Source organism: Sphingomonas sp. 4RDLI-65 (assembly GCF_049472435.1).
Taxonomy (GTDB): Bacteria; Pseudomonadota; Alphaproteobacteria; order Sphingomonadales; family Sphingomonadaceae; genus Sphingomonas.
The window spans coordinates 174,165-196,611 of sequence record NZ_JBCEBT010000004.1 but is presented as its reverse complement, the minus strand read 5'-3'; the positions used below and the strand labels follow the sequence as shown (position 1 = coordinate 196,611).

Annotated in this window: 19 protein-coding genes and 1 tRNA gene; 11 read left to right on the top strand and 9 right to left on the bottom strand. The window is 66.8% G+C overall.

The features are described from left to right. Positions 1–89 precede the first annotated feature (89 nt). Positions 90–230: a hypothetical protein gene (locus tag VH567_RS11510; protein ID WP_423326201.1), complete on the bottom strand. Its 141-nt coding sequence runs from the start codon at positions 228–230 to the stop codon at positions 90–92. 274 nt (positions 231–504) lie between these two features. Between VH567_RS11510 and VH567_RS11505 the strand changes: the two genes are divergently transcribed. Beyond that, positions 505–2,064: an ATP-binding protein gene (locus VH567_RS11505; RefSeq protein WP_423326199.1), complete on the top strand. Its 1,560-nt coding sequence runs from the start codon at positions 505–507 to the stop codon at positions 2,062–2,064. Then, positions 2,061–2,645, top strand: a complete 585-nt coding sequence (locus VH567_RS11500) for a response regulator transcription factor (RefSeq protein WP_423326197.1) — start codon at positions 2,061–2,063, stop codon at positions 2,643–2,645. Before VH567_RS11505 ends, VH567_RS11500 begins: the two co-directional genes overlap by 4 nt. A gap of 111 nt (positions 2,646–2,756) precedes the next feature. On the opposite strand, the gene VH567_RS11495 is transcribed toward VH567_RS11500, so the two are convergent. Together VH567_RS11495 and VH567_RS11490 are read right to left on the bottom strand one after the other, a co-directional pair. Continuing rightward, positions 2,757–3,953 carry a hypothetical protein gene (locus VH567_RS11495; RefSeq protein ID WP_423326195.1) on the bottom strand — a complete coding sequence of 399 codons (1,197 nt, stop codon included), beginning with the start codon at positions 3,951–3,953 and terminating at the stop codon, positions 2,757–2,759. A 210-nt stretch (positions 3,954–4,163) separates the two neighbouring features. After that, positions 4,164–4,239, bottom strand: a tRNA-Thr gene (locus tag VH567_RS11490). A gap of 132 nt (positions 4,240–4,371) precedes the next feature. Here VH567_RS11490 and VH567_RS11485 point away from each other — a divergent pair. Continuing rightward, on the top strand, positions 4,372–5,535 hold the full coding sequence (locus VH567_RS11485) for a PAS domain-containing protein (protein WP_423326191.1): 1,164 nt from the start codon (positions 4,372–4,374) through the stop codon (positions 5,533–5,535). Positions 5,536–5,611: 76 nt separating this feature from the next. After that, positions 5,612–10,228, top strand: coding sequence for an NAD-glutamate dehydrogenase (locus tag VH567_RS11480; protein WP_423326189.1), 4,617 nt, complete (start codon positions 5,612–5,614; stop codon positions 10,226–10,228). A 157-nt stretch (positions 10,229–10,385) separates the two neighbouring features. Here VH567_RS11480 and VH567_RS11475 read toward each other — a convergent pair whose 3' ends face one another. The 5 genes from VH567_RS11475 to cobS form a co-directional block, all read right to left on the bottom strand. Further along, a complete protein-coding gene (locus VH567_RS11475; protein ID WP_423326187.1) occupies positions 10,386–11,492 on the bottom strand; it encodes a PepSY-associated TM helix domain-containing protein in 1,107 nt (368 codons plus the stop codon). A gap of 94 nt (positions 11,493–11,586) precedes the next feature. Further along, the gene (locus tag VH567_RS11470; protein WP_423326185.1) at positions 11,587–14,061 is read right to left on the bottom strand and encodes a TonB-dependent receptor; all 2,475 of its coding nucleotides are present in this window, start codon (positions 14,059–14,061) and stop codon (positions 11,587–11,589) included. 31 nt (positions 14,062–14,092) lie between these two features. Further along, entirely contained in the window at positions 14,093–14,407 is a 315-nt protein-coding gene (locus VH567_RS11465) for a ribbon-helix-helix domain-containing protein (protein WP_423326538.1), read from the bottom strand. Next, complete coding sequence (gene cobT / locus VH567_RS11460) at positions 14,397–16,220, bottom strand: cobaltochelatase subunit CobT (RefSeq protein ID WP_423326183.1); 1,824 nt, start codon at positions 16,218–16,220, stop codon at positions 14,397–14,399. The genes VH567_RS11465 and cobT overlap by 11 nt, the downstream gene beginning before the upstream one ends. A gap of 4 nt (positions 16,221–16,224) precedes the next feature. Then, the gene (cobS, locus tag VH567_RS11455) at positions 16,225–17,229 is read right to left on the bottom strand and encodes a cobaltochelatase subunit CobS (protein ID WP_055874633.1); all 1,005 of its coding nucleotides are present in this window, start codon (positions 17,227–17,229) and stop codon (positions 16,225–16,227) included. A 235-nt stretch (positions 17,230–17,464) separates the two neighbouring features. Between cobS and VH567_RS11450 the strand changes: the two genes are divergently transcribed. Together VH567_RS11450 and VH567_RS11445 are read left to right on the top strand one after the other, a co-directional pair. Next, positions 17,465–17,605: a hypothetical protein gene (locus VH567_RS11450; RefSeq protein WP_423326181.1), complete on the top strand. Its 141-nt coding sequence runs from the start codon at positions 17,465–17,467 to the stop codon at positions 17,603–17,605. Positions 17,606–17,616: 11 nt separating this feature from the next. Further along, entirely contained in the window at positions 17,617–18,075 is a 459-nt protein-coding gene (locus VH567_RS11445; protein WP_423326179.1) for a DUF3617 domain-containing protein, read from the top strand. Positions 18,076–18,106: 31 nt separating this feature from the next. On the opposite strand, the gene VH567_RS11440 is transcribed toward VH567_RS11445, so the two are convergent. After that, entirely contained in the window at positions 18,107–18,631 is a 525-nt protein-coding gene (locus VH567_RS11440) for a J domain-containing protein (RefSeq protein WP_423326177.1), read from the bottom strand. Between the two features lie 122 nt (positions 18,632–18,753). On the opposite strand from VH567_RS11440, the gene VH567_RS11435 reads away from it, so the two are divergent. The 5 genes from VH567_RS11435 (at position 18,754) to VH567_RS11415 (ending at position 22,347) form a co-directional block, all read left to right on the top strand. Next, positions 18,754–19,041, top strand: a complete 288-nt coding sequence (locus VH567_RS11435; protein ID WP_423326175.1) for a BolA family protein — start codon at positions 18,754–18,756, stop codon at positions 19,039–19,041. Beyond that, positions 19,041–19,748, top strand: coding sequence for a glutathione S-transferase (locus VH567_RS11430; RefSeq protein ID WP_423326173.1), 708 nt, complete (start codon positions 19,041–19,043; stop codon positions 19,746–19,748). Before VH567_RS11435 ends, VH567_RS11430 begins: the two co-directional genes overlap by 1 nt. 202 nt (positions 19,749–19,950) lie before the next feature. Further along, entirely contained in the window at positions 19,951–20,334 is a 384-nt protein-coding gene (locus VH567_RS11425) for an NUDIX hydrolase (RefSeq protein WP_423326171.1), read from the top strand. Positions 20,335–20,339: 5 nt separating this feature from the next. Then, positions 20,340–21,239 carry a pirin family protein gene (locus VH567_RS11420; protein WP_423326169.1) on the top strand — a complete coding sequence of 300 codons (900 nt, stop codon included), beginning with the start codon at positions 20,340–20,342 and terminating at the stop codon, positions 21,237–21,239. Positions 21,240–21,471: 232 nt separating this feature from the next. Next, positions 21,472–22,347 (top strand): alpha/beta fold hydrolase, encoded by an 876-nt coding sequence (locus VH567_RS11415; protein WP_423326167.1) that lies wholly within the window; start codon positions 21,472–21,474, stop codon positions 22,345–22,347. The last annotated feature ends 100 nt before the right edge of the window (positions 22,348–22,447 follow it).

Below are 22,447 nucleotides of genomic sequence, written 5' to 3'. Positions count from 1 at the left end.
TTAAACGAACGGTTTCCCGCGGCATTTCCGTCGGCGCGAAACCGGATCACGGCAGCAGCGCGGTGATCCTGCGGCCGTCTTCGCGCGTGTCAGATCAGATACAGCACGATCAGCGTAGCCAGCCCCCATACCGCCGCGCCGCCTACCGCGCCGACGAGCAGACCCGTCATCCCGCGGTGCGGCGCGGGATCGCCATGCCCCGCCGGATCGCGCTCGATATTCCCCTGCATAGGCCCCCCACATCGCAGTCCGGCCGATCCGGCACAGGATCGTCCTTAATTTCGCGTTACGATATCGCCAATGCTCATCCTGGCGATTGTGCGGACGCCGTCCTTCTTCGGGACTGTCGACTACGCTCCGCCGACGACGATGGTCCGGGACTTGCCCGGATAGCCTGCAGCGCATCTATCGTGCAGACACCCGCCGATGACGACGCTTGCGCCCCCTCTGAACGGTTTTCGTGCGTCGGCACGTACCCTCGCCGCGCGTCCCGGAATGGCCGACATGCCCTGGCTGATCGGCTATGCGCTCGCATTTTGGGCGGCCCACCATGTCGCCGCCGAATGGGGCGGAAACGGCTACTATTCGCTGCTTTATCCTGCCGCCGGGTTCCGCATGGCGTTGCTGTGGCGGCGTGGCCCACGATTGCTGGTCGGAATCATCGTTGCCGAGTTGCTGGTCCAGCTTGCCACCGGCATCATCGATCCGACCTCCCCCGGATGGGCGATCGCCGTGACCGGGGTAATACGACCGCCGCTTGCCTACGGCCTCGTCGTCCTGCTCGTCCGCCATCTCGCCAATCGTGCACAGACCAGCCTGAGCGTGGCGCCGATGCCGCTCGGCCTCGCCTCGGTCGGCGCGCCGGTCGCGGCGGCGCTGTTCGCGTTGCCCTGGTCGCTGCTGCGTCCCGACCTGACCGGCGTGACGGGATTGCGCGAGATCGTCGCGTCGCTGACCGGCTTCGTGGTCGGCGACCTGCTCGGCGTGCTGTTGCTCACCCCGCCGCTGCTCTGGCTTGCAGACCTTGCAAGCGGCGGCGCGGCGCGCCCCGCGCGCCCGCGGATCGCCGCGATGGCCGAGGCGGTACTGGTGCTGGCCGCATCGTTCGCGAGCGAGGCCATGCTCGCCACGATCGGACTGGGCACACCGCACACCCCCGTATTGCTCGCGGTCGCCTGGATCGGCCTGCGGTTCGGTCGCACCGCCAGCTGGCTCGCGATCGTCGCCGTCGCGGCGGTGATCCTGCCGCAGACCGCGATGCCGATGCGCGCCGACGCGCGGCTCGCGCTGCACATGAGCCTCGCCTCGATCCTGGTGGTCGGCTATCTCGCCGGCAGCTTTGCCGATGCGCAGGCGCGGGCACGGGGCGATCTGCAGCGCCGCGACCGCCTGCTGTTCCAGGCCGAGCGGCTGAAGACCCTGCGCGCGATGTCGGTCGCGGTCATCCACGAGATCAGCCAGCCGCTCTCGACGCTCGCGATCGAGGCCAGGCACCTGCACGAGATCACGGTCTCCGCCGACCTCGAGATCGCCAGCACCGCCGCACTGATCGATCGCAAGGCGGCGGCGCTGTCGACTCTGGTCCGCCGCCTGCGTCGGTTCGGCGGGCGCATCGTCGACGAACCCACCCCGCTGCCGTTGGCGACGCTGATCGAGACCGTCGCCGCGCTGGCACATCCGGAAGCAAAATCGCGCAACGTCCGGCTGACGATCGAGCCGGTCGACCCCGATCTCGTCGTCCTCGCGCAGGAGGTGGAACTGGCGCAGGCGATCGTGAACCTGGTCCGCAACGCGGTCCAGGCGTGCGGCGGTGGCGAAGTAACCGTCGTCGCAACGCGCAGCGGCGCGGTTGGAATTGGCGCTAGCGGCGACAGCAACGAGGCCAGGATCACGGTGGCGAACCGATACCGCGCCGATCGTGCGCAACAGCCGGGAATGGGGGTCGGCGTTTTGGTCGCGCGCGCGATCGTCGAGGCGCATGGCGGCACGCTGACGCGAACCAGCGACGCCGCCGGCATGATGCGCGCGACCATCTCGCTTCCGCTGCTTGGAGAACCCGAATGACCGACCCCGAATCCGGGACGATCTATGTCGTCGACGACGATCGCGATCTCGGCGCCGCGGTCGCCCGGCTGCTGCGTCGCCACGGCCATGTCGCCGAGCCGTTCCTCGATCCCGCGCCATTGCTCGCGGTCTACGCGCAGGACCCCGCGCATTGCATCGTCACCGACGTGATGATGGGCGATATCGACGGATTCGACTTCGCCGACCGGGTGCGGGCGATCGATCCCGCGGTCGCGATCGTGTTCATGACCGCGTGGCCGACGACCGCCAACGCGGTCGATTCGGTGCGGCGCTATGGCGGCCTCGACTATCTCGAAAAGCCGCTCGACGAGGATCGCCTGCTGGCCGCGATCGACGAAGGCGTGGCCTGGTCCAGGGCGCAGCGCACGGCGCTCGCGCGAACCGCAGCGCTGACACCGCGCCAGCGCCAGGTGTTCGACTTGCTCGTCAAGGGACACAACAACCAGGCGATCGCCGCCGTGCTCGACATCAGCCCGAAGACCGTCGAGGACCACCGTGCCGCGATCGTCGCAAAGACCGGGACCAACGGCATCGCCCAGCTGATCGCGCTTGCCCGATGAGCGCCGTCATGCCCCGCCGATCGGCGCTGCATTCGTAAATCCCGACACCGCCTCACGCACCGACCCCGCAAACCGAGGCCGCCCGCTTTCGCGAACGGCCCCGAAAGCCCATCAGCCGGCGAGCGCCTGCATAGCCGCGCCAGCGACTGCGACGAGTTCGGTCAGGTCATGAACCGCCGGATCGAGCGTGAACCCCGCCGTCATCGGCCCGCTGCCGCGCTCCTCCTGCGCGTCGAAACCGATCGCACGGCATGCGGCGACGCTTGCCAGCGCATGGCAGGTCATCAGCCCATCGGCGCGCGCGCGTACCGTCATCAACACACGACGACGGGGCTGGCTGGCATAGATCCGCAGGTCCGGGACGTCGGTGAAGTCGATCGTCATCCCGCGCGGGCAGCGGGCGGACAGGTCCTCGATCAACGCGGCGCCCTCGGACGATAGGCGGCTACGGAAGCTGCGTTCGCCGGCACTCGTGTCATCGCCGTTTTCCTCCGGCTGAATGCTGTCATCGGGCGACTGCTCGGCGATGCCGGCCCCGCCGAAACCATCGCTGCCGCCCCGGTCGGCGGGCAAGGGGTGCGTCTCGACGACCGTATCGAACACCGTCGCCATCATGTGCTCGACCTCGTCCACGCCGATCCCGTCGCGTTCGGTGCCGGCGATGGTTTCGCCGTTGCAGATCGGGCGGAAGTGCTCGATCAGCGTCTTTTCCGCGGTGCGCAGCCAGTGCCGCTTCACCCAGCGGCTGGCGACCTCGCCCTCGATCTGCTCGCGACGCAAGTCCCAGCCGCGCGGCAGCTGATGGTACACGAAGCTGATCCGGCGGAGCAGGTCATCGTCGTTGCCGGGCTTCAGGCTGTCCCAGTGTCGCGCGGCAAAGCGCGCCTTGTTGAAGGTGCAGCTGCCGCCATGCCGTTCGACCAGCGGACCGCCACCGTCGTCGTCGCCGACCTGCGCCGCGCACGCCGCGAGATCGATCGCCGGACCGTCCAGTTCGGCGATGATACGATCCAGCTGGCCGCGCGCGAAGACGATCTCGGGCGCGCGCAGGATGTGATAGGTCGCGTGCTTGCGCCACCGTTCGAGCACCGATCCGCCGAACGGCCGGTCCGCCTTGCCCGCATACAGCCCGATATAGAACAGGCTTCCGTCCAAGAAGACGCCATAGACCCCCGGCCCGGTGAGCGCCTCGGGCTCGCCGCGCCATTCCGGACGCACGACCGCACGCAGGTTCATCCAGGCGGGCTTGCCGGCCACGGGAATAGTCTCGCGCAATGCGAACAGGTCTTCGGCTTTGTGGAATGTCATAGGGCCCCCCTCCGTGATGATCTCGGCGGGGGCAGTGTCCGATCGGGCGATCGCGGCCTATCCGGTAAAAATCCGGATCCGGCCGAACCGCATCATCGCCAAGACCGAGAAGCGGGCGGCGCGCTCTACGCACCGGGATTCCACCGGACCCAGCATGACGCGCGATCCGGACAGGCTACAACGATGTCGATGTTTTCACCGGGATGTCGATGGTGCCGCTTACAGGACTCGAACCTGTGACCCCCGCATTACGAATGCGATGCTCTACCAGCTGAGCTAAAGCGGCCCGACGATGGATATCTCCGGTCGAGGGGGCGGCGCATAACAGGGGGTTTTCGCGCTGACAAGCGGTTTGCGCGTTTACGGGTCGTTTACCACGGGTGGTGCAAAAGCAGCGCGGTGACTTGGGGACGCTTGCATGGATACGGTACAGGGACTCGACGACGGACGGCTCGGCGGCGGGCGGAACGACGGTCCGGATGCCGGCGCAGTCCGTGCGCACGACGATGACGGGTACGGCCATGGTCTCGGTGCGCACGCCTCGACCGGGTCCGGCGTCAACGACGTGATGTTCGATCTCGGTGGCGACGAGCGACGGATGCACGTTCGCGCCTATAATCACTGGGTGTCGCTGCTCGACGGACGCCCCTATCCGTCGATCGCGAACCTCGAACCCGAGACGATCACCGATTTCGGCCCGCACAGCGTGCTGCTCGATTTCAGCCACGGCATGGGCGACCCGAAGATCGCGTATCTCGGCCGCGCGCTGCGCGAGGAATGCGGGCTGGAAGGACCGATCGCGACGATCGCCGATGTGCCGAGCCGCTCGCTGCTGTCGCGGCTGACGGATCATTATCTGCAGATCATCGCCAATCGCGCGCCGATCGGCTTCGAGGCGGAATTCGTCAGCAGCCGGGGGCGGACGACGCTGTACCGTGGAATCCTGATGCCGTTCGCGTCTGGTGGGGTGACGATCGATTTCATCTATGGCGTGATCAACTGGAAGGAACTCGCCGACGCCGATCTGCAGGCGGCGCTGTCGGCGGAGCTCGATGCGGCGGTTCACGCGACACCGCAGGGCTCCGGCACGGCCGCGCAGGTCTGGGCCGATGGTCCGAGCGGCGGCTTCGATGTCATGCCAGCCGAGCCGATGCCCGTTCAGGCGCTGGTGCTGGATGATCCCTTGCCTGCCGAATATGTGCTCGCCGGTCCGCTTGGCGAGCAGCTGGCGATGGCGCGTGAAAATGCGGCGCAGGTCCGCGCCGCCGAAGCGCGCAGTCGTGCCGCGCTCCACCGGACGCTGGGTCGGGCGCATGATCTTGCGGTGTCGGCCGAGCACTACGACGGCGATCTCGCCACATTGTTCAAGGCCGCCTGCCTGCCAGGCCAGGCCGACGTGATGATGCAGATCGTCACGCTGGTCTTCGGCGCGACTTTCGAAACGGCGCGGCTGGAGACGTTCGTGGCGGTATTGCGCCATGCTCAGCGGCATCAGGTGCCGGCCGGCGGTTTCGCAAGCTTTATCGGTGGTTTCGATGGCGATCTCGTCGCCATCGCGGCCGCCGAACGGGCCGCATCTTAGGTGCACCGCAGCATTATTCTTCGCACCTGCCACAAGGGTTGAGATAGCGGAATTGCGAGCGCATAGGCCCTGACCTATGGCTAACCAATCGCTGAAAACGCTCACCGAAACCCTTGCGGGACGGTTGACCGAACGGGCCCTTCCGGGCGAACTCAAGGACTTCGGTGCGAGCGAGGTGGCGCAGGCCGCGGCGTTCGTCGCGGCGACCGCCGCGCACCGCGACGACGGTGCGCCGGCGATCGCGATCGAGCCGATCAGCGCGGACGACACGCGGCGGCGCATGCGCCTCGCGATCGTCAACGACGACATGCCGTTCCTGGTCGATTCGATCGCAGCGGCGATCGGCGCGCAGGACATCGCGGTCGATCGCATCATCCACCCCGTCGTCCGCACCACACGCACGCCCGACGGCACATTGCATGCGATCGACGCGGACGGCCAGGGCGCGGGCCGCCCCGAATCGATGATCTACCTCGAGATGGAGCGCGCCGATGCGCGGGACCGTCGCGGGCTGATCGAGGACCTCACGGCTGTATTGGCCGACGTTCGTGCGGCAGTGACAGACTGGCGCGCGATGCAGGCTGCGCTGGATGACGATATCGCGACGCTACCCGAGGGCGAGGGCGCTGCGCTGTTGCAGTGGTTCCTCAATGGGCATCTTACTCTGCTCGGGCATCAGATCTGGCATCGTGACGGGAGCGGCCACGCGGCGCTCGGCATCGCGCGCAACGAACACCGCGTGCCGATCCTCGCCGAGGCGTCGCGCGCGCTGGCGATCAAATGGTTCGAGGCTGGCAACGACGCGCCGTTGCTGCTGAAGTCGAACCTGATCTCCACCGTCCACCGCGCCGTACCGCTCGACCTCGTCGTGGTACCGGTGATGGAGGGCGCCACGGTCGCCGGGCTGTCGATCTATAGCGGGTTGTGGACCAGCGCCGCGCTCGCCGCGATGCCGCGCGACGTGCCGGTCCTGCGCACGCGCCTCGCCGCGATGAAGGCCAAGTTCGGCTTCGATCCGCGCGGTCACGCCGGCAAGGCGCTGACGCATGCGTTCACCGCGCTGCCGCACGATCTGGTCATCGCGTTCGCGCCCGACGCGCTGGAGGATCTGGCGCTGACCGCGATGAGCATCGCGGATCGGCCGCGGCCGGCGCTCGTGCTGGTCGAGTCCGCACTGGGCCGACACCTGTTCGGGTTCGTCTGGCTGCCGCGCGACGACGTCACCACCAGCCGCCGCGTCGCGATCGGCGACATGCTGGCGGAGGCGGCGAATGCGAGCGTGCTCAACTGGTCGATCGCGCTGGAGGACGGCGAGGTCGCGATGATCCGCTACACGCTCGATCTGCGCGGCGATGGCCGGATGCCCGACGTCGCGCCGCTCGCGCTCCGGCTGCAGCGGATGGTGCGCGGCTGGGTGTCGGACGTCGAGGCCGCCCTGGTCGAGACGTTGCCGCCGCCGCGCGCCGCACGCCTTGCGCTGAAATGGGCCGCCGCGTTCCCGCAGAATTACCGCAACCTCAGCACGCCCGCCGAGGCCGCCGAGGATATCCAGCGGATCGCCGCGCTGGCCGACACGGACGCGCGTGGCGTGCGCCTGGTTCCGGGCGAGGCGGGCACCGATCCGCAGTTGAAGATCTACAAACTGGGCGGTGCCCTGCCGTTGTCGGACGCAGTCCCGGTGCTGGAGAATTTCGGCTTCCGCGTGATCGGCGAACTGCCGACGCGGTTGCGCGACGACAGCGTGCCGTTCGTGCATGATTTCGTGCTGGAGGCAAACGCCGCGGCGCAGCAGAGCGATGCGCCCGTACTCGAAGGCGCGATCGCGGCAGTGCTCGAAGGTGCAGCCGAGAACGACGCGTTCAATCGGCTGATCGTCGAGCTCGGGATGCGTCCCGAGGCGATCGTGCTGTTCCGCGCGTGGTTCCGGTACCTGCGCCAGGCGGGGCTTCCGTATGGCCTGACCACCGTAGTCGACGCGCTGCGCCGTGCACCAAAGGTCGCAGCCGCCCTGATCGCGCGCTTCACCGCGGTTCATCATCCGGAGCATCCCGGCAACGCGATCGAGGCGGATCAGGCGATCGAAGCCGGGCTCGACGCGGTCACCGCGATCGACGACGACCGTATCCTGCGCGCCTATCGCAACCTGATCGCGGCGACGCTGCGCACCAATGCGTTCACGCCTGCATCGTCCGAGGCGCTTGCGTTCAAGCTCGACAGCCATCTGATTCCCGGCCTCCCCGCCCCCGTGCCATGGCGCGAAGTCTGGGTCTATTCGCCCCGCGTCGAGGGCATCCATCTGCGTGCCGGCCCGGTCGCGCGTGGCGGCCTGCGCTGGTCGGATCGCCGCGACGATTTCCGCACCGAGATCCTCGGCCTGATGAAAGCGCAGCGCGTCAAGAACGCGGTCATCGTGCCGACCGGCGCGAAGGGCGGCTTCTATCCGAAGCAGCTCCCTGCCGCGTCGAACCGCGACGCGTGGCTGGCCGAGGGCACCGAAAGCTACCGGATCTTCATCCGCACTTTGTTGTCGATCACCGACAACATCGTCGAGGGCAAGGTCGTGCATCCCGACGGCGTGACGATCCTCGACGGCGAGGACCCGTATTTCGTCGTCGCCGCCGACAAGGGCACCGCGACGTTCAGCGACGTGGCGAACGCGCTCGCGCTCGAACGGGGATACTGGCTGGGCGACGCGTTCGCCTCCGGTGGCTCGGTCGGCTACGACCACAAGGCGATGGGGATCACTGCCAAGGGCGCGTGGCTCAGCGTGCAGCGGCACTTCGCCGAACGCGGCCTCGACGTGCAGAGCGAAAGCATCACCGTGGTCGGCTGCGGCGACATGTCGGGCGACGTGTTCGGCAACGGCATGCTGCTGTCGAAGACGCTGAAGGTCATCGCGGCGTTCGATCACCGCCACATCTTCCTCGATCCCGATCCCGATCCGGCGGCGAGCTGGGACGAGCGCAACCGCATGTTCGCGCTGCCGCGGTCGAGCTGGGCGGACTACGACGCGAGCCTGATCTCGAAGGGCGGCGGCGTGTTCGCCCGCACCGACAAGATCGTGAAGCTGTCGCCGCAGGTGCAGGTCGCGCTTGGCATAACCGCGAGCGAGATGGAGCCGGGCGCGCTGATCTCGGCGATCCTCAAGGCGCCGGCCGACCTGCTCTGGTTCGGCGGCATCGGCACCTATGTGAAGGCCGCATCCGAGGCGAACGTCGCGGTCGGCGATCCGGCCAACGACCGTCTGCGCGTCAACGCCGAGGATCTGCGCGTGATCGCGATCGGCGAAGGCGCGAACCTGGGTGTGACGCAGGCCGCGCGCATCGCGTTCTCTGCGCGAGGCGGGCGGATCAACACCGACTTCATCGACAATTCGGCGGGCGTCGACTGCTCGGATAACGAGGTCAACATCAAGATCGCGCTCAACCGCGAGATGATCGAGGGACGGCTCGCCTATGAGGACCGCAACACGCTGCTCGCCAGCATGACCGACGACGTCGCGCATCTGGTGCTGGAGGACAACCGCCTCCAGACGCTGGCGCTGTCGATCGCCGAGGCGGACGGCGCCGTGGCGATGCCGAGCTATGTCCGCGTGATCGAGATCTTCGAGGGCGCGGGCCGGCTAGATCGTGCGGTCGAGGGGCTGGCGTCGAACGATATCCTGCTCCGTCGCGGTCAGGACGGGCTGGGTCTCACGCGTCCCGAGCTCGCAGTGTTGCTGGCAACCGCAAAGCTCGGGTTGCAGGATGCGATCGAGCATGGCGACATCGCCAAGGACGATGCACTGAAGCCAGACCTTCACGCCGCCTTCCCCGCGGCGATGCTCGAGCGCTTTGCGACGGCGATCGACGAGCACCGGCTGCGGCCCGAAATCGTCGCGACCAAGCTCGCCAACCGGATCGTCAACCGATTGGGCATCCTCTACCCGTTCGAACTGGCGGAAGAGGAAGGCGCGGCGATGGGCGATATCGCGGCAATGTTCGTCGTCGCCGAACGCCTGTTCGACCTGCCGGCACTGTGGGCGGAGATCGAGACGGCGGTGATGCCCGAGGCGGCGCGGATCGCGCTGTTCGACGAGGTGGCGGTCGCGACCCGCTCGCAGATCGCCGACCTGTTGCGCGTGTCGGCACCGGGAACGGCACCGGGCGACGTGCTCGCACGGCTGGCAAAGGGCATCACGCAGCTCGACAGCCAGACGGCAGCGCTGTTGCTCGAAGAGGCAAGTGCGCAAAGCAATCGTATCGCGGGGCAGCTGGAAGCGGTCGGAGCGCCCGGCGATCTGGTGCGCAAGGTCGTGCGCCTGTTCGAGATGGACGGCGCAGTGGGTCTAGCCGATCTCGGCGAGCGGATGACGCTCGACGAGGCGGTCCTCACGCGGGCCTTCACGCATCTCGGGCAAGCGCTGGGGCTCGACTGGGCGCAGGCGAATGCCGCGCGGATCAGCCCGACCGATCCGTGGGAGCGCCTGCTGATCGCCGGCCTCGCGCGCGACTTCCAGCAATTGCGGCTGGAATTCCTCGCCCGGCGTGGGGCGCAGGATCCGCAGGGTGCGGTGGACCAATGGCTAACCACGAACGCAACACGCGTGGCGCAATTCAAAGCAGTAATCGATCGCGCCCGCCACGCAGCGGTCCCGAACGCGGCGATGCTGGCGCAGATCGCCGGGCAAGCGCGGGTACTGCTGGGGCGGTAACTGCAACCCCTCTCCCTTCGGGGAGAGGGAGGGGCCCGCACGCGGTTGCGCGTGGGAGGGTGAGGGGCATGAGGCTCGGGACGTTATTCCCAACTACCCCTAACCCTCCCGTCGCAAGAGCTCCTCCTTCCCTCTCCCCAACGGGGAGAGGGAAAGTTCACGCAGCTCGCCGCGCCGCGAGCTCCGCCTTCCACTCACGCGCACGCCACCACATGATCACCCCGGTCACCGCCAACACCGCCGGCAAGATCCCCCCGAGGAAAATCACGAACTGCCACAGCGCACCCATGTCGGTGCCGTCATGGATCCGCCGCATCCACCGCGCGACGCCGCCCTGAGCCCGCGCCGGCGCCGCAGTCGCACCCCCGGTATCGTCGGCGATCTTCACCCCCACCGGAGTCCGCCCACGCGCGAACGTCACAGTCCAGTCGGCACTGAGATCGGTCGGCCACGCCACGCTGCGAAGCGGTGCGCCACCCGCCAGCGCCCGCGCCTTGCCGATCGCCACGTCGAGCGGCTGAGCCGGTTTCGCCAACGGTTTCGCACGCATCATCGCGCCGCGATCGGGACCGCCTCGCGGCCGCGAAGCCTCGCCGGTGATCTTCCCGAAAAACTGCGGAAACGAAATCCACGCCCCCGTCAGCGACAGCACGAACAACGGCAGCGCGATCCAGAACCCGAACAGATGGTGCAGGTTGGTATCGACGTCACGATGCCGCCGAAACCGCAGCCCGCGCGTCCACTTGCCGATCGTCGGCCACCACAGCCACAGCCCGGTAAAGCACGACACCATCATCGCCACGCCAATCCAGCCGACGATCGACCGCCCGACACCCGGCAGTTGCAGGCTCCCGTGGAGAACATGCAGAAACCGTACGAGCCCACCATTCGACGGCGAAACCTCCAGCACGCGCGCGGTCGGCGGGTCGAGATACACCATCGTCCGCTGCGGTGGCCCCGCCCGCACCGGTGCGCTTCCCGCACTCGCCGCGACTACCACCGGTCCGCCACCCTCCGGCAGCGTCAGGAGCGCGATGCGCTCGCCGTGCTTCAGCGCCGCGCGCGCGGCCACGACATAGGCATCCGGTCCGAGCAGGGTCGTCCCCGAGACCGCATAACGCGCCGGATCGACGATCCGGTCGAGCGCATCATGCCAGACCAACGCCGCGCCGCTGAGCGACAACGGGATGATCAGGATCGCCAGCACCAGCCCGATCCACTTGTGAACCTGGAACCATGCGCGTCGCACCGCCAGCCTGCTCATCCGCCATTCACTCCGCCCTGCATGCGCGACGGCGTGGCATGGCGGATCGTGGTGCGTCAATCGCCGGGGAAGCGGACGCCCGCCCCCGCCGTCCTCAGAAGCTGTAGAATACGCTCAGCACCGCCGACCGCGCTTCGCTCGGCGTCGCCCAGCCATTGTTGCGGATGCCGGTATAGTATTTCTCGTTGGTGAAGTTCTGGACGTTGACCTGCGCGGTAAGCCCACCGCCGAACGTATAGGCAAGATAGCCACGGTGGATCAGATAGTCGTCCGACTTGAACTGCGTCGGCGCGGCCAGGCTCGCGGCGTTCAGGGCGAAGCTGCCCTGATAGGTCAGGCCGTAGCCGACCTCGAGCCCGAACGGCAGCTTGTAGGTCGTGAACAGGCTGCCCGAATGCTTGGGCGTCTGCATGAACAGCGTGCCGCGTTGCGGGTCGGGCACCGCGGCGGAATTGCCGCACGGATTGTTGGTCGCGGTGCCGTTGCCGGGATTGGCAATGCACGCGTTGGAGGTCGCCTGAAGGATCTCACCGTCGAGATAGGTGTAGTTGGCGAAGATCGTCCAGTTGCGCGTCACGTTGCCCGACGCGCCCAGCGCCACGCCATCGACCCGGCTGCGACCATCGAGCACCTGCGTCGCGGCGGGCAGCGTCGGATCGTTAGAGGCGATGCGAAAATTGGTCCGCTCGTTGCGGAACACCGCCGCAGTCAGTTCGAGACGGCGCCCGAACAGACCGGCCTTCACGCCGACCTCATAGTTCTTCGCGGTCTCGGGCGCGGTCTGGCAGGGGTCATAGGCGACTGTCTGGCCCGCGACGACGATGGTCGTCGGCGACCCGCAGCCAAGCCGCACGGTCGCCGACGACGGCGTCTTCGAATTGCCGTAGCCGCCATAGATGCTGACGTCCTGCACCGGATGGAACACCGCGCCGACACGGTACGAAAACAGCCGTTCGTTGCTCTCCTGCGGCACCTGCTGCGCCGCGGTCAGCGCGACCGTGCCCGGCGGTACGACCGCGAGCGGCAGCGTCCGGAAGGTTGCGCGTTGCGATTCCCAGCGCACGCCGCCGTTCAGCTCGAAATACCGGCCAAGCTCCAGCGTATCGAACGCATAGACCGCAACGTTGGTCGTCTCCGCCTTGGATTGTGCGGTAAGCGTCGGGTTGATCGGCCCGGTCCACACCGTGTTCGGGTCGGCGATGCTGATCGGCGGCGCGACCAGCGCCTGGCCAAGCGTGTTGCGGAGCAGCGACGACGTGTCGATCGCATAATCCTCGACCGATGCCGACATGCCGATGTTCGCGACGTTGCGGATGCCGCCCTTCTCGCCCGTCTCGAAGCGGATATCGGTCTGGTTGACCAGCAGCTGGTTCTCCTGGTCGCGGACGAGGCCACGCGGCCCGTTCGGCTGGAAATTCCCCGGCGCCACGGTCAGCACCAGCGGGTTGGCCGGGGTGCGGAACACGCCGGCCGAATCGACGACGTTGGTCAGCGAGGCCGTGCATGCGGTGCCGGTCGGCGTCTGGTTGGTCGCGGCGAGGCAATAGGTGCCCTGCGGTGCGCTGGTCACGCTGTACTGGCCGACCCGCTGCCAGCGCGTCAGGTTGCGTATGGACAGATGCTCGTCGATGCGGTGACGCAACGTCGCGGTGAAGCGGTCGACCGTCGTATCCTGGCGGTCGAGATTGCTGATCCCGAAATAGTCGCTGCGATCGACCCCGGGCAGTTCGCCGTCGTACAGCGCGTTCTTGTAATAGGGCACGCCGAAGATCGGCGTATTGCGGTCCTCCTGATGGACATAGGCGAGCGTCAGGCTGGTCGGGCCGCCGACGCCGATCGTCACCGACGGCGCAATGCCCCAGCGCTTGTAGCGCTCGACGTCGCGCCCCGGCACGTCGTTGCGGTGATACGCACCGTTCAGGCGGACCGCGACCAGATCGTTCACGCGGACGTTGCTGTCGATCGCGCCACGGTAATAGTCGTCGGTGCCGACCGAGCCTTGCGCGATCGTCAGCGTCTCGGGGCGTGGCTCCTTGGTGACGAGGTTGATCGTCCCGCCGACCGATCCCGATCCGTTGAAGACCGAGTTCGCGCCGTTATAGACCTCGATCTGCTGAAGGTTGAACGGATCGGTGCGGCTGTACTGCGCACTGTCGCGGATGCCGTCGATGGTGATGTCGTTGTTCGCCGAATAGCCGCGCAGGTTGATGCTGTCGCCGTACCCGCCGCCGCCTTCGCCCGCGCCGAAGGTGATGCCTGGAATCGTCTGCAGCGCGTCGCGCAACGTCTGCAGATTCTGTTTGCGCAACACCTGGTCGCTGATGACGGTTATGGTCTGCGGCGTGTCGATCAGCGCCGACGTCGCCTTGGGGCTCTCGACCGCGACCGCTGCGACGGACTTGCCGTTCACGACGATCTCGTCGCGTTCGGCACGCGCCTTCTGATCCTGTTCCGTGGTGGCAGGTTTCGCATTGTCCGCCGCCTGCACCGGTGCGCTCGCGATAAACCCGACGCAGGACAGCGCGAGAAAAGCGGAGCCGGTGGTCGAGCGCGACGATGCGATAGTCATATAGCGAAAATCCCCTTATTTGAGGAGCGCGCTATTGAGAGCCGTTCGCAGAGTCAATGCTATTGCGACTAATTATTACAGCATGTTGTGCGAACAACCATGTCCGCAGGGCGCTGGCCAAGTTGGGCGGGTCGGCGGCCAGGATACGGACTGCATCGATCTCAGCGACGAGCGCGGACAGCGGTAGAGAAAGACGTGTCGCGGCCGCTTCCAGCGCTTGCCAGAAGATGGGTTCCAGGCTGATCGAAGTCTGGTGGCCGGCGATCGTGATCGAGCGCTTCACGGGTCCGTGGAACCCGCTGGCTGGCGCAGCGATCACGCCGCCCGCCCGCGGATCACTCGGTATCGAACAGCGAGGCCAGCTGTTCGATGATCGTGCCGCCGAGCTGCTCGACGTCCATGATCGTGACGGCGCGCGCGTAGTAGCGGGTGACGTCGTGGCCGATACCGATCGCGACAAGCTCGACCGGCGACTTGCTCTCTATCCAGCCGATCACCTGCCGCAGATGGCGTTCCAGATACGAGCCCGAGTTCACGCTGAGCGTCGAATCGTCGACCGGGGCGCCGTCGCTGATCACCATCAGGATGCGGCGTTCCTCGGGCCGCGCGACCAGCCGGGCATGCGCCCACATCAGCGCCTCGCCGTCGATGTTCTCCTTCAGCAACCCCTCGCGCATCATCAGGCCCAGCGAGTTGCGCGCACGCCGCCACGGCTCGTCGGCGCGCTTGTAGACGATGTGGCGAATGTCGTTGAGCCGTCCCGGCTGTGGCGGACGCCCCGCGGCGAGCCAAGTCTCGCGGCTCTGTCCGCCCTTCCAGGCGCGCGTCGTAAAGCCAAGGATCTCGGTCTTCACACCGCACCGCTCCAGAGTGCGCGCGAGGATGTCCGCGCTGATCGCCGCGATCGAGATCGGGCGTCCGCGCATCGATCCCGAATTGTCGATCAGCAGCGTCACCACGGTGTCGCGGAAATCGGTCTCGCGCTCGGCCTTGTAGCTTAGCGACAGCGTCGGGTTGACGATCACGCGCGCGAGGCGCGCCGCGTCGAGGATGCCCTCCTCCTGATCGAAATCCCACGACCGCGACTGCTGCGCCATCAGCCGTCGCTGCAATCGGTTGGCGAGCTTCGACACGGTCGATTGCAGGTGCACGAGCTGCTGGTCGAGGTAGCCGCGCAGACGCGCCAGTTCGTCGGCGTCGCACAGCTCGGTGGCGGCGATCACCTCGTCGAACTGCGTCGTCCACGGCTTGTAGTCGAACGCGCCGCTCATGTCCGCGAAGGGACGGTTCGGGCGGACCGGCTGCATGCCTTCCTCGCCGTCGTCGCCGGGCTCGCCGTCGATGTCGTCCATCGACTCGTCGCTTTGCTCCTGGCCGTCGCTTTCCTCGTTCTGCTGCTCGGACTGCTCGCCGCGCGCCTCGACTTCGCCCTGGCCGTCCTCGCCCTGGTCGTCGCCTTCGTCGCCCTCGTCCTGCTGCTGCTCGTCGGTACCCTCGTCCTCGGAGCCGCCCTCGTCGCTTTCCTCGGGGACCTGATCGCCTTCGACCAGTTCCAGCTCCTGCAACATTTTCCGCGCGAGACCCTGGAACGCCTTCTGGTCGTCGAGCGCATAGGCGAGCGCGTCGAGATCGGTCTTGCTCTCGATCCACTCGCGAACCAGCGCGAGGCCGGGTGCCGCGATCGCGGGAGACTCCTGCCCGGTCAGCCGCTCGCGGACCATCAGGCCAAGCGCGGTCGACAGCGGCACCTCGTCACGATTGCGCGCGCGCGTGATCGGGTCCGCCCGCAGGCGCACGTCGAGGGCACGTTCGAGGTTCTCGGTAATCCCCGCATAGCCGCGCGACCCGAGCGCCTCGACTCGTGCGGTCTCGACGGAATCGAAAACCGCGCGCGCCACCGCCTCGATCGGCGCAGCGCGATTATGCAGCGCAATGTCGTGCAGCTTCAACCGCAGCGCAAAGCCATCCGCAAACCCACGCGCCTCGGCCACCTGCTCAATCGGTAGAGCACGCGCGGGCATCGGCACCTTGATGTGCTTGCCCGACTGCGCCGGTGCATCCGCGGTGAAGGCGAGCTCGACCTCCGGCTCCTCCGAAATCGCGCGCGCCGTGCCGGCAAGGACCGCCTTGAAGCGATCGAGAGGGGTTTCGTTGGCCAAAGGCTCAGGCCTTACCCACCACGCTCTCGGGGAGGTCCTTGCCGAACACGCGCTGGTAATATTCGGCGACCAGCGGCCGTTCCGCCTCGTCGCACTTGTTGAGGAAGCTCAACCGGAACGCAAAGCCGACGTCGCCGAAGATCAGCGCATTCTGCGCCCAGGTGATCACCGTACGCGGGCTCATCACGGTCGAGATGTCGCCGTTGACGAACCCCTTGCGCGTCATGTCGGCAACGCGGACCATGTTCTCCACGACCTTCTTGCCGTCGGGCTTGTCATACTCACCCGACTTGGCAAGGACGATCTGCGCCTCGACCTTGGCGGGGAGGTAGTTGAGCGTGACGACGATGTTCCAGCGGTCCATCTGACCCTGGTTGATCTGCTGCGTGCCGTGATACAGCCCGCTCGTATCGCCCAAGCCGACCGTGTTGGCGGTCGCGAACAGGCGGAACCACGGGTTCGGGCGGATCACGCGGTTCTGGTCGAGCAAGGTCAGCTTGCCCTCGGTCTCCAGCACGCGCTGGATCACGAACATCACATCCGGGCGGCCCGCGTCATATTCGTCGAACACCAGCGCGGTCGGCGTCTGCAACGCCCAAGGCAGCAGGCCTTCGCGGAACTCGGTGATCTGCTGGCCGTCCTTCAGGACGATCGCATCGCGGCCGATCAGGTCGATGCGGCTGATATGCGCGTCGAGGTTGATGCGGATGCACGGCCATTTCAGGCGCGCCGCGACCTGCTCGATATGCGTCGACTTGCCGGTGCCGTGATAGCCCTGGACCATCACGCGACGGTTATGCGCAAAACCCGCCAGCACGGCGAGCGTCGTATCGGCATCGAAGACGTACGCCGGATCGAGATCGGGGACGCGCTCGTCGGCTTCGGAAAACGCCGGCACTTCCATGTCGGAATCGATCCCGAACATCTCGCGCACCTTCACCATGCGGTCGGGTGCGTCGAGGATCGTGGTCTCGCGGCTATCGGGCTGGGTATTCGGGATATCGGTCATGTTGGCCTCGTGTTCCCGGTAGCTCTAGGCCAAGCACGGGCAGTTACTCAACCGCCACCTTCGACGGAAAACAGGAAGAATGTATCGAACCGACCGGCGCGTCCACGGTTCCCGTCGATTCACATTACCCCCGGGTTCGGACTCCGCTTGCCATCCAGGCCTGATCGGGCGCCTATGGTCGATCCGCGCATCGCGGCGATGGGCGAGGTGCCGTTCGACGCCACGCGGATGATCCATGGCGGCTTCGAAGCGATCGTGGACCGCCGACATGCACGACCCGCATGCCACGCGGGTCCGCGATCTCGATGCGCCTTGGATTACCGCCGCCGCGATCACGGGCGCAGGCGGCAACGACACGGTCCCGTCACTCGAATGAGGAACCAGGCAATGATCGGTTATAACGGCAAGACGCTATTGGCAGTGATCGCAGCCACGTTGCCCGCCCTCGCGCTGGCGCAATCGTCGGGCGTCCAACCGGGCTTGTGGGAGATCGCGGTGACGATCGACACGGTCGACATGCCCGGCGCCCCAGCGTTCGTCGCCAACATGATGCGCGGCAAGACCACCAAGGTGAAGCATTGCATCACCCCGGCCGATGCCGCGCGCGGCCCGCAAGTCCTGATGCAGACCAACAAATCCTGCGTGTTCGACAAATATTCGATGGTTGGCGGCAAGCTCGCATCGGACATGACCTGCACCAGCAGCGGCCAAGTGACCCGGATGACCAGCACGGGAAGCTTTACGCCAACCAGCTACACCAGCGCCGGCCGCTCGGTCGTGACCGGCGGCATGCCGATGACGATGACCAGCCGATCGACCGGGCGACTGATCGGCGCGTGCAAATAGCCGATCGGAAAGGCGCGTGCGTATAGCGGTGTCAGGCGAACGCGGCGGCGCCCTTCAGGTGCTGATAGGCCGCGATCACCTTCTGCAATTCCGATTCATGCGCCCGGTCGCCGCCGTTCCGGTCGGGATGATAGCGGCGGACGAGTTCGCTGTAGCGTTTGCGCAGCTGTGAGCGGTCGGTGTCCGTGCCGAGCCCAAGCACGCGCAACGAGCGGCGTTCGCCATCGGACAGCACGCGGCCGTCCTTGCGCGCCGCCGCCATCCGCTCGCCGAACCGTGCACCGATCGCATCGATCGGATCGGCGAAGTCCGCCCATTTCGGCGGCGTATCGCCCCCGCCATGCGCGAACGCCCGCGTCTCGCGCTCCCAGCCCGCCATCGGTCGTTGTGCGTGGTGGATTTCGTCCGCGGTCATCCCGTCGAAGAAATTATAGCCGGAGTTGAACGCGCGGACATGCTCGAGGCAGAACCAGCGGAACTGCGGCGGGCCGCCATCGCTCGGTCCCTCAAGTGGTGGCGCGCGGAATTCGCCGGGCTCCTCGCAGTCGCGCCACATGCAGACGCGACCCGTCCCTTCCACGCGGCCGTGAAACCGGGGGCTGGGGCGTTCCTTCCGCTCTTTTCGATCCTCGTCCGCCACCGGCTCCCCGCGCTTCCAAAACGGGCTATATAGGGAGCATGACAGACCTCGCCACCGGCTCCGTACAGGACCAGATCACCGCCCGCCTCACCGCGACCCTCGCCCCGACGCAGCTCGTCGTCGTCAACGAGAGCGGCCTCCATGCCGGCCACATGGGCGACGACGGCACCGGCGAGACGCATTTCCGCGTCGAGGTGGAAACCCCGACGTTCGAAGGGCTTAATCGCGTCGCGCGCCAGCGGCTCGTGAACCAGGCGCTCGCAGACCTGTTGAGCACGAAGATCCACGCGCTCGCCATCAAGGCCCGCGCACCCGGGGAAAGCTGATGGCGTACAAGCTCTGGTACTGGCCCTCCATCCAGGGGCGCGGCGAGTTCGTCCGGCTCGCGCTGGAAGGCGCCGAGATCGAATACGAGGATTGCGCGCGCGGCGTTGGCGAGGAGGGTCTCATGGCCGATCTGAACGACCGCACCGGTCGCACGCCGTTCGCACCGCCCTATCTCGAACTTGACGGCCTGGTCATCGCGCAGGTCGCCAACATCCTGATGTATCTCGGCGAACGCCACGGCCTCGCGCCGTCGACCATGGCGGATCGGCTATGGCTCAACCAGCTCCAGCTGACGATCGCCGACCTCGTCGCGGAGGTCCACAACGTCCACCATCCGGTCGCGATGATGGACTATTACGCCGACCAGAAACCCGAAGCCGCGCGCGCCGCGAAACAGTTCCGCGAGGAACGGCTGCCAAAATATCTCGGTCATTTCGAGGATGCGGCGCAGGCCAATCCGGGGGAGTGGCTGATCGATCACAAGTGGAGCTATGCCGACACGTCGCTGTTCCAGGTGATCGAGGGGCTGCGCTACATGTTCCCCAAGCGCATGAAGACGCTCGAGCCCGAGTATCCGAACCTCGTCCGCATCCACGATCAGGTCGCCGAACTCCCGGGGATCAAGGCGTATCTGAAGAGCGACCGGCGCTTGGCGTTCAACACCGACGGCATTTTCCGCGCCTATCCCGAGCTCGACGCCGAATGAGTCTTGGTAGCCTCCCTACGACCAGCACCTCCCCGGCGAAGGCCGGGGTCCAGTTGGAAAGGTCGATATGGCGACGGGCTGTCCATCGTTACCCCTGTCTCCCAACTGGACCCCGGCCTTCGCCGGGGAGGTGCACCGGGCTGTGAGGACCCCACGCCCGGCAGCTAGGATACTTTTGGTCGACGGACAAAACCGCGTCCTGATGTTCCGCTTCACCCCCACCGATCGCCCCCCGCTCTGGTGCACCCCCGGCGGCGCGGTCGATCCGGGCGAGAGCTACGCTGCCGCCGCGCGCCGCGAACTCTGGGAGGAAGTCGGCCTCGACATCGACTGCGGACCCGAAGTCGCGCAACGCACGATCGACTTCCTCACCTTCGAAGGCGTCGAGGTCACCGCCGACGAACGCTATTTCCGGATCGACGTCGACACCTGCGACGTGAAGGCGGGCAATCTCACCGAACAGGAGAAGCAACTGCTCGTCGGTCACCGCTGGTTTTCCCGAAACGACATCGCGGGCTTTCACGAAACGCTCTATCCCGCAGACCTGGTCGAACTCCTCGACGCCACGGAACCTGCCAAGGGATAACGCGCATGCTCGATGATTTCATCCTCCAGACCATCCTGCCGTCGACGCACGATCTCGGCGGGTTCAAGGTCCACCGCACGCTGCCGAACAAGGAGCGGACGATGGTCGGCCCGTTCCTGTTCTTCGATCAGATGGGCCCCGCGCATCTCGAGATCGGGCAAGGCATCGACGTGCGCCCGCATCCGCATATCAACCTGTCGACCGTCACCTATTTGTTCGACGGTGCGATCGATCACCGTGATTCGCTCGGCACGCAGGCGCGGATCGAGCCCGGCGCGGTCAATCTGATGACCGCGGGCCACGGCATCGTCCATTCCGAACGCTCGCCTGGTGGCGAGCGCGCCGAAGGGCCGAACCTGTCGGGCATCCAGACCTGGCTGGCGATGCCCGAGGCGGTCGAGGAGATCGACCCGGCGTTCGAGCACGTCACCAAGGCGCAACTGCCGACGATCGAGGCGCACGGCGCACGCTCGCGAATCATCATGGGGAGCCTCTGGGGCCAGACCGCACCGACCACGACCTATTCGGGCACGATCTACGCCGACATCGCGCTCGATCCGGGTGCGAGCGTGCCGATCGATGCTGCCGCCGAGGAGCGCGCGATCTACCTCGCGATGGGTGAGGCGACGCTGGAAGGCGTGAAGTTGGAGCCACAAGTCCTCTACGTCCTCCGCCCTGGCATCTCCGCAACGCTGCGGTCAGCGCAAGGCGGCCGCGCGATGCTGTGCGGCGGCGACGCGTTCACGACGCCACGCCACGTCTGGTGGAACTTCGTCAGCTCGAACCGCGACCGCATCGAACAGGCGAAACGCGACTGGAATGCGGGCAACTTTCCGAAGGTGCCCGGCGACGAAAAGGAATGGATCGAAATCCCCGCGATCCCGAAGACGGTAAGCTATCCGTGATCTCTCCCCTCCCGCAAGCGGGAGGGGGTAGGGGGTGGGCCCGCGCCATCGCGGAGCGCTCCGTCTGAAATAGGCCGCGAGCCCACCCCCAGCCCCTCCCGCAAGCGGAAGGGGAGAACACACGCCTTCTGCTCCCCTCCCGCTTGCGGGAGGGGTCGGGGGAGGGCATGATCCAGGGGCAGCGCGACGGGTAGGCCCTCCCCTAACCCCTCCCGCCAGCGGGAGGGGAACAATGTCGGACCTACAACGCATCCCACTATCCACCGACGTAACCCTAGACGTCGCGATCACCGGCGACCCGGCCAGCCCGCCCGTCATCCTCCTCCACGGCTTCCCCGAATCACACCGCACCTGGCGCGCCATCGTACCGGACCTCGCCCGCGACCACTACGTCATCGCACCCGACCAACGCGGCTTCGCCCGCTCCTCCAAACCGGAGGGCGTCGACAGCTACACCCCCGACAAGATCGTCGCAGACCTGATCGCGCTCGCGGATCACCTGAACATCGACCGCTTCACACTGGTCGGCCACGACTGGGGCGGCGCGGTCGCCTGGATGGCCGCGCTGCGCCACCCCGAGCGCATCGCCAAGCTCGTCATCATCAACGCGCCGCATCCGCTCGTCTTCCAGCGGACCATGTTCGACGACCTCGAACAGCGCGCCGCCAGCCAGTATATCCGCGCCTTCCGCAACCCCGATCTCGAAAAGCACATCGCAGCGATCGGCCTCGAAACCTTCTTCGACACCAGCTTCTCGAAGCACGCCGACCTCGCCGCCATGGCCGAGGACAAGGCCGCCTATCTCGACGAATGGGGCCAGCCCGGCGCGATCACCGCGATGCTCAACTGGTACCGCGCCAGCGCGATCGTCGTCCCCGCGATGGACGAAACCCCGCCCCGCCCCGCGTTTCTGGATGCACCGTTCCCGCCGACCAAGATGCCGGTGCTGGTGATCTGGGGAATGCAGGACAGCGCGCTGCTGCCAAGCCAACTCGACCTCGCCGCCTATGTCCCCGACCTCACGATCGAGAAGATCGACGCAGGCCATTTCGTACCGTGGCAGAAACCCGACGCGGTGATCGCCGCAATACGCCGCTGGGGAACCTGAGACCCCTTTCGATCCTCCCCCGCCAGGGGGAGGATGTAAAAACATTGCTGGCTGATCCGTACGCGCACGACCCACGCGCCACCTGTCTAAATCCTGACGA